We start from the raw sequence: 12133 nt of genomic DNA on the forward strand, positions 1-12133 counted from the left end.
GCTATTGTGGCTTTTTCTGACTACGCTCTGGCGCTGTGCGCGCTACTCGGCACCCTGTTGGTTCCCTTCGCCGTCCTGTACCAAATGCTGCGGCTCAAGCGCCGCGCACTCCGGATTCCCATCCGGCCCGCACCCGCACCCAGAGGTAAGCAACGCTGACCATGCCGTATGTCGATATCAACCCCCATAAAGGCCGCCCCAAATGGGTTGGCTACGCCATTCTTGCCGTTCTCTTGGTGCTCACCGCCGCAGTCGTTTCTGCCGCACTCATCCACCGCTGAGCAACGGCCACGCCTCACGAGTTACCTCTGGACCCCCTAGACTTACAGACTGAACCAGTGCCGCAGAACCGTTTGCCGAAACGTCCGAGGGGACAGACATGCCAGATCCGGCGGATCAGAATGCCGGCGCCCAAGCAGAGGATGCAGGGCAGCCGCAACTGCGCCGGCGCCGCGACCTTCGTCGTGCCGACGGCTCAGTTCAGGATGCCTGGACAGGAACCATGCCAGCCGTAACTCCCGAAACGTCCATATCCAACGACGCTGACAAGCCAGTGACTCGCCGATCCTCTTGGGCAGAAGCGGCTGCTGCGGCTGACGCCACCAAACCGTCGCGCGCACCTTCGACTGCTGCACCGTCGGCTCCCGCGCAGCCTGTGCCACCAGCCAGACAACCCGGACCTCATTCTGGGCCGGAACCCATCGCATCTGTTCCGTCCCCCGCGCCCGGTGAGACGGCCTCCAAGACTGCAGTTCCGCCGGCTGCTGCTCCCGCCGAAACTCCGTCTTTTCGCCGCAGCCGGCCCACCGTGGCCGACGAGATCGCCGACAGTCCCATGCCGGACTTCATCAGCTCGCCGGGCCTGTTCGTCAAGGAACAGAAGCCGCGGCCGGTAGGCGGTTTCCGTGGTGCGCTCTACAACCTGACCGGCGGCGCCTGGAACCTCGGCCCAGGACCGAAACAGCGCCAGGAGGACGAACTTGCGCGCCGCATTTCCCGACAGCTCCAGGGCAGCTACAACACTGCGGTCCTGAGTCTCAAGGGCGGTATCGGCAAGACGTCCACCACTGTGGGTGTTGGCCTTACCCTCGCTGAATACCGTGGGGATGCTCCATGCGCCATCGATGCCAATCCGGACTCCGGCGACCTCGTGGAACGCGCCCTCGGTGAGGGAATCTACCAGCAGTCGATCCCCCGGACGATCACCGACCTTCTGGAAAACATCGAATCAATCGATTCCCTGACCTCGCTTGCCCGGTACATGCACCATGCCGGACGCCTTCACCTCATCGCGGGGGAGCAAGACCCAGAGGTTTCGGACTCTTTGACGGCGGAAGAGTACCTGCGGATCCGCAAGCTTATCTCCAGCTACTACTCCGTAGTGCTGACTGACTGCGGTACCGGCGTGACCCACAACGCGATGAGCGGAATCCTTCAGTCGGCCGACAACCTGGTGATCGCCGCCGGGTACGCGGTGTCCGGCGCCAAGCGTGCCCGGAGCACCCTGCACTGGCTGGCCAGCCACGGCTACGACGACTTGGCCCGCAACGCGATCGTGGTCATCACGGACAAAGACGAGGTGTCCTCCCGGGTGGATAAGGACGCCATCGAGGAACACCTGTCTGGGATCTGCCGCGATCTGATCGCGGTGCCGCACGACCGTGGCGTCGCGGACGGCGACTTGGTCACGCTGGACGTACTGAAGCCAGAGACGCGGCGGGCCTACAAGGAGATCGCCGCAGCGATCGTGGACGGGTACCGGTAGACGTGCGCATACGAGAAAACTTCCGGTATCTTGATCTAGTCTTGAGCTAAGTAAGCGTACTTGGTACGTAGTGTCAGATCTGTGCGGGAACAAGAACAATTTGAGGGTGTCAGTGATCTGGAGATGTTAGCGCTTTCTGAGAACGCAGTGGAGGCGGTAGCACGGGCGCTGTACGGTGAGGACGAGTACGACGCTTCGCCACCCGCTGACCAAGTAAGGGACGCGTACCGCAAACGCGCACGCGCGCTATTGAGACTTGCCGCTGATGCAGTCGAGCAGACGCATGAAGAACAAGGACAGAAATAGCTGGAGCTACGTCACGTGGATATTGCTTCCGGTTTTGCATCTCTCATCGCCACCGCGGACGCTAGAGTCTCCTTCAGTTGCCTCGGGCCGGATCGGCTTCTTGACGCCGGCGGGCACCGTGATGCCACCGGTCTGGCTCCTGGCAGCAGAGACGGGCGACCTGTTTGAGGGTGGCTATGACGTAGAACCCGGAGTTAAAACTCCGACTACCCCGATCATGTCACCGAAGATTTCAGTTACGCGACACCAAGTGTTTAACGCCCCCTCGAGTCTGCGGATGAGCTCTCGACTCGGCTGTCCCTTCGTTGCTGGGCAGATCTGGGGTGCTCAAAGTCCGAGGCTTTGGCTTACAAGGAGGTAGCCGACGCGCGATACTGGCTGCGCCGAAGAACCTTCGCAGCGACAATGAGCGGGCGCGTTTGCCACGTGCCATCGCAGATGGTGTCTTGCGGCCACGATAGTGCTCAGACACAGGTATGGGTGGTCCGTACATGTGACTGGGCTCCGGTCCCCAGACTTTTTGCCATCATGATGGAAGTGAGGGGCGGGAGCGCCTTGCAGCACGGCTCCATGGAGTTTGTCCTCAATGACTACGCGCAGTTCCGGTTCGACGGGGATGAGAGCCTAAGCCGCGTCATGTTCAACAGCTAAGTGTGGCCCATCGTTCAGCAAAACGGGCACCGTGGTTTCGACTACTGAAAAGAAGTGCGAAGGTATCCGCATCGAACTCGACACCGCACGATCGTATCCACCCTGCCAGGGAAGGGGTCTTCGTCGAAATTGCCGAGCTCAGCGCCCCCGCGAGGACAGCTTCGAAGACCTGGCGTAAAGGACGCGAGATAAACTCCGGGGCTTCGCTCATGTTGGTCATGAGCGGAGCCCCGGGGAGAACCGTTGCTAATCGGGTCCCGGCGTCAACCGTATTGGGTGTTACCCCTCGCCCTCCGAGTTCCGCAGCCGGCGCCGGATCAGCAGCCCGACCACCACCAGCCCGACGAGCAGGACCGCACCAACAACCCCCGCTAAAACCAGCTGCCCCGGAAGCCCGGTGTCAGCGGCGGCTGCAGCAGGCGCGGCCGACGGCGCCGAGTTCGGGCCGCCGGCGGTGAAGGTGAAGGTCCCGTCGATGGGGTGCCCGTCCGAGGACACCACGCGCCACACCACCGTGTACTTTCCTTGCGGAGCGCCCGGCTTCACCGCCTGGCTGACCTGGTTGTCAACGATCGAAACCGGGCCGTCCGCCTGGTCGGTACCGCTGGCATCCTCCACGCGCACGATCGAGTTGATGGCGATCGGGGTGTGGTCGAAGGTCAGCTCGATCTTCTCGGGCATGGTGCTGACCGTGGAACCGTTGGCCGGGTTGCTGGACTCCAGGGCGTCGTGAGCCTGCGCCGGCGCCGACGAAAACAGCAGGAAACCGGCGGTGGCCAGCGGCAGCAGCACGCGGGCCAGCCACGCCGTCGGGCTGTGGGATTGAATCTTCTTCACGAGTCGTCCCTCCTACTTTCCGGCAGCGCGGGTCCGGCGGCCTGCAAGAACCAGGCCCAGTGCCGCAGCACCGAGCACAAAGCCTGCGGCCCCCAGCACCACGCCCCAAACGGACGCTGCGTTGCTGGAATCCTGGGCCGTCCGGGTCACTGCCTCGGCACTGGGTGACGGTGACGCTGTCGCGGCGGCAGCGCCGTCGTCGGCCGTTGTCACAAACGCCGGCGCCGGATGCTGGGGCTCCGGCTGCCCCTCGGCGCTCTCCTCGTCCCACTTCACCACGCTGCCGTCGGTGTAGGTCTGGGCCGCCTTCAGGGTGACCTTTGTGCCCTCGGCGGGAAGCCGGCCCACGGACAGTGAGAACGCCTGGTACTGGTTTTGGCCCAGCTGGTGGGCTTCATCGGCAGTCCAGACCACGGAGGTGGGCGCCTTGGTGACCGTGGTGCCGGCGACGGTGACGGGTTTGGGCAGCTCGCCGGTGATCACCTGAGCGGTCCAGCCCTCCACGGGCTTCACGGAGACGGAGGTGAAGGGGGTGTCGGTGGGCAGCGTGACCTCGAGCTTGCTGGTCTTTGCGGTGGGGGACTCGTTGGGGACGTTGAACGTCAGGTGGGAGTAGCCGTTGGCGCCGGTATCGTCCGGGTTCACGCTGACGTGCGCGGACGCGGCGGTGGCGCCGGCGGCCACCAGCCCCGCGGCGGCAGCGGCGGCTGACAGGGTTTTGAGGGTACGGCGGAATGAGGTGTTCAAAGCAAGCCTTCCAAGGGGTGCGCCACAAGGGCCGCGTGTGCGGCGGCGCAGAAATGGGGACAACGCGGCGGCCCCCTGCCTGCTGTCGGCAGGTGGGGCGGCGCGGAGAGAGCGGCAGCCGCTAGGGCGCGGCGTGGAAGGCCGGTGGCCCGCGCAGGGCAGGCAGGCGCAGGTTCCGCCACCGGAAAGGAATAACGACGGCGGCCGGCGCGGGAATTTGCGGCCATTCCGGAACGGCGGTGGCCGTCAGGATGCGGACCAGCGGGCGGAGCCAGGCGGCCAGCGCCCACACGGCAGTCTCGCCCTTGGCAAGGACCAGGGCGGTGGCCAGGGTTGCCGCCGCGTGCAGGGCCAGCATCAGGGCCCCGGGAACGGCGGCATGCTCAGGCATCAGGGCCGCGGCAGAAACCGGGGATGCATCGTGGACGTGGGTGTTCGCGGCGGGAGTGAAGGTTGCGGACACCGAGAGCGCGTCGAAGGCCCAGTGGAGGACCAGTTGGCTGGACCCCAGGAGCCCGATCATCGCCGGCGCGCTGATCCTGGTTTTCGAGAGGATGGTAACCGGTGCCAGCACCAGGGCCGCGATTCCTGCCACGATGGCCGGCTGCGGCAGTATCCCGCCGGCAAGCACGTGGGCCCAGGCGGCCAGGGCGAACATCGCGGCGGTAAAGGCCACGGCGCGGGGGAGGCGGAACGGTGCACTCATGCCACTCGCCGCCCTTCCATCCGCTGTTGCCACCTTCCACTTTAGGGAAAGCCGGGCGGCAGCAGGTAATCCGGCAGGTGGTGATCTGCAGGAAAGTCCACGGCGGACCGCAGTCCCGCCAGCGTGGCTCCCCATATCCGTAGGTAGAGTAAACACGGGCACCATGGGAGGGCAATTGAACCGGAACGCAGAGCAGGTGGTCCTGGCGGCCGCTGACGGGACACCCGTAGGCGTCCAGGACAAGGCCACAGTGCACTCGGCGGACACACCGCTGCACCTGGCGTTTTCTGCCCACGTGTTCGACCGCGACGGCCGCATCCTGCTCACCCGCCGTGCCCTCACCAAGCTCACGTGGCCCGGCGTCTGGACCAACTCCTTCTGTGGCCACCCCGGCCCGGGCGAGGACCTCGAGGATGCCGTGCGGCGCCGGGGAGAGCACGAGCTGGGCCTCCGCCTGGAGCAGGTGGAACTGAAGGTACCCGACTTCCGGTACCGCGCCGTTGATGCCTCCGGCATGGTGGAGAACGAGATCTGCCCGGTCTTCACGGCACTGGCTGCATCAGCGCTGAACCCCCGCGCCGACGAGGTCATGGAGTGGCAGTGGACCGACCCGGCCCTCATCACCGCCGCCGTGGCCGCAACACCCTGGGCCTTCAGTCCCTGGCTGACCCTGCAGCTGCCGCTGCTCTACCCGGACCGGTTCGGCGCGGCGCCCTTACCCCTGGGTTGATGTACGACGCCGGACGTAAGCTGATGGCGTGCTGAACGGTTCAAACATAGGTATCAACATTGGGGCGCTGGTGGCAGTGGGCGTTGCCCTGTACATCGTGCTGGTGGTGCGCCGCAGGAAGTGAGCCCCGGTGCCGCTCCCGGTCCGCCACCTAGGATGGTCCCCATGAAGGCTGCCCGGGACGCGCACTCCGTTGCGCTGGTGATCAACGCCGGCGCGCGCCTTGCCGCGGCCGGCCCGGAGCTGGCTGTGGGCAAGCTGCAGAAGGCCGGGCTGCCCATCTCCTCCGTGCACTACGTGGGGACGGGCACGGAACTGACCGGGGCACTGGACCGGGTGCTTGCCGCGGAATATGACCTGGTGGTTGTAGGCGGCGGTGACGGCACCGTGTCCTACGCTGCCGGGCGGCTTGCTGGAACCGGAACCGTGCTGGGGGTCCTGCCGCTGGGGACGGCCAACGACCTTGCCCGGACCCTGGAGATCCCGTCCGGCCTGGACGCGGCCTGTGCTGCGCTGGCGGAGGGAAAAGTGGTGGACATCGACCTGGGACGGGCCAACGGAGAGCCGTTCCTCAACGTTGCGTCGGTCGGGCTGTCAGTCGGCGTGACCGAGAGCCTGAGCCCGCGCCTGAAGCGGTCCCTGGGTCCGCTGGCCTACGGCGTTGCCGCAGTCCGCGCCTACGCCCGGCACAAACCGTTCCGCGCAAGGCTTGAGTTTCCGGCGGGGGACCACCAGACGCTCGAGCTGGAGAACATGCTGCAGGTGGCCGTGGGCAACGGCCGGCATTACGGCGGCGGCAACGCGGTCTCGCCCACCGCGGGAATCGACGACCACACCCTCGATATTAATGCCATCCCGGGCGCGCCGCTGCGTGAGCATCTAAGGATCGCCCGCATGCTGAAGGACGGCAGCTTTGTTGAGCGCGACGGCGTGTACCACCTGAGCACGCAGCATGTCCGGCTGGTGACCGAGCCGCCGCTGCCGGTGAACCTCGACGGCGAGATCGCCACGGTCACGCCCACGGACTTCACCATCGAGCGCAACGCCGTGCGCGTCGTGGTGCCGCACCACAGCAACGCCGCGCGGCTCGACGCGTAGCGGGCAAATGAAAAGCCCCACGGGGGATATCTCGTCCGCGGGGCTCCTCAGGTGCATCCCTACCCACCGGGGGTGTTCCTAAACCCTGCAACCAAGCCGCGCCTTCGACGGCTGAGGCTTGCCGGCGTCGTACTTTTCTTAAAGATAAGGGGACCGACGGCTTTTTTCGGATCGACGCTGATCCGTGCCTCCGCCGTCGGCCCCTGGTCTGTGAGGAAGTGTGGAAGGGGTCGCCTGGCGGCGCCGCTTCTTAGCGCCGCCAGGCGTCTGAGACCATCGGTATTATCCGATGCAGGCGCGGGTTGACTGGGCCCAGTTCCCAGGTGCATTAAGGCTGCGTCCCGTCCTTCACGCATCACTTTGGATGGACCACCTCAAGGTCCTGCCCGGATTCGATCAAGAATGCATCAAGGTCGGCGCAAATTTGGTTGCCGGCATCTATGGGCTTCTGGATTCTCGACGCGCTGCTGCATTCCCGACACGCACATTCCTTGGCGCGGCTATTATCCGGGCCGCGAAAATGCACTTGCGTGTCCCGCGCTGATTTGCGCGTCGCCAACGCCGAGCCTCCCCGCCCAGAGAACCGGCTGCACCTCAGCGCAGGGGAGGCCCCGGCCACCCGCCCTCGCTGCCGGGGCGGGCCTATGGGGGATGCCTGGGGTGCGTGCCCCTGCCTGGGCCGGCTCCGCAATTGGGTAGCCGCAGTGGCCCGAGGGGTAACGGCTACCCTTATGCCGCTGCCGGCGCCGGCGTAGCGTGTGGAACTGCCGGAGAGTTCCGTGCTGGCGGGACCCACATTTTGGGGAATCGGCTGGGGGACCCAGTTGCGCCCGCCCAGGTCCTGGGCTGGCTGCCCTCCTCCCTTCCTTGCCCTATCCAAGGAGCCAACCGTGTTTAAGCGCAACCTCCCGGTCCTTGCCGCCGTCTTCCCCGCACTCTTTCTTTCGGCAGCACCGGCAACCGCCACCGCCGCGTCTGACGACGAGGCCCTCAACACCTACGTGGACTGCCAGCTGGAGCGCATCGGCACCCAACTGGTCCGCTGCGACAACCTCACCGGCGCCGGAGTGGAGGCGCCGTTCTGGATACCTGAGCAGAAGTAGCGCGTCCTACTTCTTTTGCGCTTTGAGGTCTTCCACCGCCTTGGCGATCCGCCGTGAACGGGTTTCCGCCGTTTTCGCATCGGTGATGGGCTCCACGTAGCGGCGCTGGCTGCTGTAGTTCAGGGTTCCGTAGAAGGCTTTCGCTTCGGGTTCGGCGTCCAGGGCGGCGGCGAGGTCGTCGGGAATCTCGACGGTCCGCGGTTCCGTGTCCAGTTCCAGGTCCACCTCAACGGTGTCCCCGGCGGCTACTCCCGTAAGCTCCCGGTTCGCGGCGCTCACGCTGACCATGTTCCTGCCACCCATCACGGCCACGCTGCTGCGGTAGCTTTCGCCGTTCATCGTGACGATCACCGGCGGCCGGCGTCCGGCGCCAAGGGCCTGGACAACGTCCTCGGGTACCTCGATGCCTGTCTTGTTGCCGCTGCCTTGGATCGTGGTGGTGAACTTCATTCCCACAGTATGCAGCCCTGCCTTTCGGGGGTGGAGCAGGCGGCGCGGATGCGGGTTCCGCGCCGCCAGTCCCGTCAGAAGCGTGTCCCCGGTGAGGCGGGGCTGGCCGTCGTGGGCAGTGCATTCCCTGCGGGGTCGGCCAGGCCCGCGGAGGGAGTGTAAACCGGGAAGCTCTGCGGAGAGGACGCAGGCACCGACCCTGTGGACAGGGCTCCGAGGGTGATGACCAGCGAGTTGGTTGTGGAATCCCAGCTGAGCGTGGACGGGTTCTTGATGGTGGAACTGTTGCCGTTGGAGGTGCCGGCAAAGACGGCGGCCGTTCCGGCAACATAATCCGCGCCCAGGTTGATGGTCCCGATGGTAAGCCCGGCGCAAGCGGTGGTGGTGAAGCTGATGGTGTCCTTGGTGGCATCCGTACCGTTGGTGATCGTGGCCGTGCCGTTCATGGCTGAGCCGGTCCAGCCCGGGCAGAATTTGGTGAGGTCCATGGCCTCGGTGAACGGGATGTTGACTGTGTCACCAGGGTCAATGGTGCCAAGTTTCGCCCCGCCGGTGGTTGCGCTCGCAAAAGTCACTGCTTTCGTCGCCGGTGGGACGGTGTCGATTTTGACCGCCTGGCTCTGGGGAGTCCCTGAGTTGCCCGCCTTGTCGGTGGCGAAGTAGGAGACGGTGTGTGTCCCCTGTCCGGTCACCGGGACAGAGGCAATGGCGCCGTTCACTGTCTGCTGCGGGTTGGCGTCCACCGTGTAGGAAATGGAGGCGACGCCGGAACCTGACGTCCCGTCGTCGGCCGTGATGGTGACGGTGACCGGGCTGGTGTTGTTCCAGCCCGCGGCGTTGGGCGCGGGGGAGACCGACGCGGTTGCCGTCGGCGCGGTGGTGTCGATGCTGGCACCGGTGCTCCGCGGGCTTTCCGCGCCGGTCCAAAGGCCGATGGTGGGGGTGACCGTGTAGTACCAGACGCCGCCGGGCACGTTCGATTCGGTGCAGTTCAGCGTGGTGACGGTCCCCGCGCAGCCGCCGGTGGCCGCCGTCGCGGTTCCGCCCGTGGCCGTGGAGTAGCGGGAGATCAGGTATCCGGTGGCCGGACGGCCGTTGCCGGTGCTCCCGGCGGGCCAGCTGACGGCCACGGACGTGCCGGTGGCGGCCGCGGTTGGCTTGGAGCCCGCCAGGAGGGCGTCGGCAACGGCGGCTGCGTTGTTGCTGCTGGTGGTGGCAGCCCAGAAGGCGTAGGCCGGGGTGCCCGCGCCGAGCAGGAGCGTCAGGGTGGCGGCGATCCACGGCAGCCTGCGCTGCCGGCGGCCGCACGTGGACTGCTGGCTTCGGGTGGTTGAGCTCATTTCCGTGCCTCCACAGTGACGGGCAGGCTGAAGGTGGCGCCCTGACAGGCTGCGAGAGAGGTGGTGTCCATGGCGGCCGCTCCGGGGAGGGTGATGAGTGCTGACGAGTTCGCGGCAACGTACGTTGCGGGCGACAGCGGGGCAGCGGTCCCTGTGAAGCTGACGCCGGTGGTGGTGCAGCCGGGGTGGTTTGCATCCGCGGCAGCGGGGCCGTTGGGGGCAACGCTGTAGACCTGGACGTCGTAGGGGTTGGGGTTGGTGAGGCGGAGGACGACGTCGGCGCTCCCGCCCGGGATGAGCGTCGTCTTGGGGGTGTCTCCGGCTACCAGGGCATTCACGGTGACGGTCTGCATGGTGCCCGCTGTTGCCGACCCGGCCCCGGACCCTGCCACGCTCCAGTAGGCATACGCGGTTCCGGTGCCCGCCGTCGCCAGGAGTGCGGCCAGGGCTGCACCCCCGATGCCGCGCTTGGTGCGGACCGTCCTTGCGGTGCTGGTCATCTCAGTTCCCCTGTCCTGATCCGGAGTATGCGAGCTGGAGGGTTGCGCCCTTGCAGCCGTCCTGGTTGGTGGAGGTGTCCAGCATGCCCACCCGCGGCCACGCCGCCCGGGCGACGCCCAGGCTGGAAAGGGAGCTGCTTCCGGCCGGAACAGCCACCGGGTACGCGCCACTGAACTGCGTGACGGTGAAGTCCTGCGCGGTGCAGGCGAGGTTTTTCGCCACGGCGTCCGCCGTCCTGGCAACCCCCGTGATGGCTACGGACAGGTTGGTGAGGGAAAGGGACTTGCCGGTGGGGTTGCTGATCTGCAGGTCCAGCCCGGCCGACGTGCCCGGGGACAGCGTTCCCGGGACGTTCCCCGAGAGCGTGAACTGCTTGATGGTGGAGTCCAGGACCAGTTGGACGTTGGCGTAGGCGTACTGTGTTTTCCCGGTGGAGTCCGTGCCGCTTCCCACCAGGTACAGGCTGGAGGTTCCGGTGGGGGAGGCCGCCGTGGTGGCTACCTGCAGCGTGGTGGAGTTACCCGTTGCGGGGTTCGGCGAGAACGACGCCGTCGCACCGGCCGGCAACCCGCCCATGACACTGAAGCTGACAGGTCCGGTGAAGTTGTTGCGGCTCAGCTGCAGGGTATAGACGGCGGTGGCGCCCGGCGGCATGGTGACCGAGTCCGGGGTGGCGCTGACGGAAAACGAGGCGGAGACCTTGTAATTCACGGTGAGGCTGGCGGTGGTGCTGCCGGAGACCTTGCCGCCGGTGCCCGTGATGGTCAGGGTGCTGGTGCCGGCAGGGGTGCCCGCCGCAGTGGTAACGGTCAGGGCACTGGTTGCGCTGGTCCCGGAGCTGAGGGTGACGGACGACGGCGAGAAGGCACCGCTTGCCCCCGCCGGCAGTCCCGCCGTGGTCAGGTTGACGGCACCACTGAAGCCGCCCGCCGATGTGACGGTCACCGTGAAGGAGGCTGACTGCCCCTGCTGGACCGACTGGCTGGCAGGGGAGACCTGCACGGTAATGCCCGGTTTTGGATTGCTCGCCGCAGCGATCAGCGCCCCTGCGCTCGCCAGCACCAGCATCAGTGCGATGATCGTCGCCTTGAAGCCGATGCGTGTAGCGCGCTGTGGCTGTCCGTCCTGGTTGTGCACCCTGGACCCCCTCTTTTTGGTGCAGATGACGGCAAGCCGGGGGCGGTTTGCTGCCGCCCCCGGCCCGCCCGCTTCCTACTTGCTGGTGACGCTTACCGTGACGTTGGCGCCCTTGCAGGCATCCTGGTTGACGGTCGCGCTGTCATTCAGGGTGAGGGTTCCGGTGCCCAAAGAGGTACCGGTGGAATTGCCGTCGATGGTAGTGGTGCCGGTTGGCCCCGTTGCGGTGAACCATCCCGGCATGCAACCCGAAACGTCGGTTGTCACAACGGGGGCGGACAGCGTCACTGGAGTTTTGCTGGAGTTGGGGTTGTCGGCGGTGTAAATAATGCCAACGGGGGCGCCGGGGGCAACGCCTGGCGCGACTGTCACGTTGATCGTGATCGGCGAGGTGCCGGCAGATGCGGCAGCCGATCCATTGCCCGAACCCGTCGTGGTCCAGTATGCGTACGCCGCTCCGCCACCGGCAGCCAGCAGGGCGGCGGAAGCGGCAACGGCTGCGATCTTGGACTTCTTCGTCATTTTGCGCATGGAAAAGACTCCTTCGAAATGTGTTTGAGAACCCGTTCCCCCATAGGTGGCTCCATCGAGGTGCCTTCCGGTGGATCGATGAGCCAATATTTTCGGCTGCTGGCCGGCCCAACAACACGTACCGGTACCCGATTTTCAGATGCGTTGCGATATCCGCTACTTGGATTGGGGCGCCATTACTCAGCAAATTCCCACGCGCTTGACCTGCGTAGATATTGCTGAAGCGCGGGA

The 12133-nt window shown here is 66.1% G+C and carries 14 protein-coding genes; 6 read left to right on the forward strand and 8 right to left on the reverse strand.

Annotated elements, in window-relative coordinates:
• Nucleotides 1–6: 6 nt before the first annotated feature.
• The 3 genes from VXJ37_RS01250 (at nucleotide 7) to VXJ37_RS01260 (ending at nucleotide 2722) form a co-directional block, all read left to right on the forward strand.
• Nucleotides 7–159 carry a hypothetical protein gene (locus tag VXJ37_RS01250; RefSeq protein ID WP_331321259.1) on the forward strand — a complete coding sequence of 51 codons (153 nt, stop codon included), beginning with the start codon at nucleotides 7–9 and terminating at the stop codon, nucleotides 157–159.
• Nucleotides 160–502: 343 nt separating this feature from the next.
• Entirely contained in the window at nucleotides 503–1765 is a 1263-nt protein-coding gene (locus VXJ37_RS01255; RefSeq protein WP_440589768.1) for a MinD/ParA family ATP-binding protein, read from the forward strand.
• 834 nt (nucleotides 1766–2599) lie between these two features.
• On the forward strand, nucleotides 2600–2722 hold the full coding sequence (locus VXJ37_RS01260) for a hypothetical protein (protein ID WP_331321261.1): 123 nt from the start codon (nucleotides 2600–2602) through the stop codon (nucleotides 2720–2722).
• A 279-nt stretch (nucleotides 2723–3001) separates the two neighbouring features.
• Here VXJ37_RS01260 and VXJ37_RS01265 read toward each other — a convergent pair whose 3' ends face one another.
• The 3 genes from VXJ37_RS01265 to VXJ37_RS01275 all read right to left on the reverse strand — a co-directional run bounded on the left by VXJ37_RS01265 (nucleotide 3002) and on the right by VXJ37_RS01275 (nucleotide 5012).
• Nucleotides 3002–3559 (reverse strand): copper resistance CopC family protein, encoded by a 558-nt coding sequence (locus VXJ37_RS01265; protein ID WP_331321262.1) that lies wholly within the window; start codon nucleotides 3557–3559, stop codon nucleotides 3002–3004.
• A 12-nt stretch (nucleotides 3560–3571) separates the two neighbouring features.
• A complete protein-coding gene (locus tag VXJ37_RS01270) occupies nucleotides 3572–4306 on the reverse strand; it encodes a YcnI family copper-binding membrane protein (RefSeq protein ID WP_331321263.1) in 735 nt (244 codons plus the stop codon).
• A 121-nt stretch (nucleotides 4307–4427) separates the two neighbouring features.
• Nucleotides 4428–5012: a hypothetical protein gene (locus VXJ37_RS01275; protein ID WP_331321264.1), complete on the reverse strand. Its 585-nt coding sequence runs from the start codon at nucleotides 5010–5012 to the stop codon at nucleotides 4428–4430.
• A gap of 163 nt (nucleotides 5013–5175) precedes the next feature.
• Here VXJ37_RS01275 and idi point away from each other — a divergent pair, with 163 nt between their 5' ends.
• The 3 genes from idi (at nucleotide 5176) to VXJ37_RS01290 (ending at nucleotide 7943) form a co-directional block, all read left to right on the forward strand.
• On the forward strand, nucleotides 5176–5742 hold the full coding sequence (gene idi, locus VXJ37_RS01280; RefSeq protein WP_440589761.1) for an isopentenyl-diphosphate Delta-isomerase: 567 nt from the start codon (nucleotides 5176–5178) through the stop codon (nucleotides 5740–5742).
• Between the two features lie 165 nt (nucleotides 5743–5907).
• Complete coding sequence (locus VXJ37_RS01285) at nucleotides 5908–6840, forward strand: lipid kinase (RefSeq protein ID WP_331321266.1); 933 nt, start codon at nucleotides 5908–5910, stop codon at nucleotides 6838–6840.
• 890 nt (nucleotides 6841–7730) lie between these two features.
• Complete coding sequence (locus VXJ37_RS01290) at nucleotides 7731–7943, forward strand: hypothetical protein (protein WP_331321267.1); 213 nt, start codon at nucleotides 7731–7733, stop codon at nucleotides 7941–7943.
• A gap of 6 nt (nucleotides 7944–7949) precedes the next feature.
• Here VXJ37_RS01290 and VXJ37_RS01295 read toward each other — a convergent pair whose 3' ends face one another.
• The 5 genes from VXJ37_RS01295 to VXJ37_RS01315 form a co-directional block, all read right to left on the reverse strand.
• Entirely contained in the window at nucleotides 7950–8393 is a 444-nt protein-coding gene (locus VXJ37_RS01295) for a YdeI/OmpD-associated family protein (RefSeq protein ID WP_331321268.1), read from the reverse strand.
• 74 nt (nucleotides 8394–8467) lie between these two features.
• Nucleotides 8468–9733: an OmpL47-type beta-barrel domain-containing protein gene (locus VXJ37_RS01300; protein WP_331321269.1), complete on the reverse strand. Its 1266-nt coding sequence runs from the start codon at nucleotides 9731–9733 to the stop codon at nucleotides 8468–8470.
• Nucleotides 9730–10233, reverse strand: a complete 504-nt coding sequence (locus VXJ37_RS01305; protein ID WP_331321270.1) for a hypothetical protein — start codon at nucleotides 10231–10233, stop codon at nucleotides 9730–9732. Before VXJ37_RS01305 ends, VXJ37_RS01300 begins: the two co-directional genes overlap by 4 nt.
• Nucleotide 10234: 1 nt before the next feature.
• Entirely contained in the window at nucleotides 10235–11371 is a 1137-nt protein-coding gene (locus tag VXJ37_RS01310; protein ID WP_331321271.1) for a COG1470 family protein, read from the reverse strand.
• A gap of 75 nt (nucleotides 11372–11446) precedes the next feature.
• On the reverse strand, nucleotides 11447–11902 hold the full coding sequence (locus VXJ37_RS01315) for a hypothetical protein (RefSeq protein WP_331321272.1): 456 nt from the start codon (nucleotides 11900–11902) through the stop codon (nucleotides 11447–11449).
• Between the last annotated feature and the right edge of the window lie 231 nt (nucleotides 11903–12133).

The sequence above is a fragment of the Pseudarthrobacter phenanthrenivorans genome (assembly GCF_036455295.1).
GTDB classification, from domain to species: domain Bacteria; phylum Actinomycetota; class Actinomycetes; order Actinomycetales; family Micrococcaceae; genus Arthrobacter; species Arthrobacter phenanthrenivorans_C.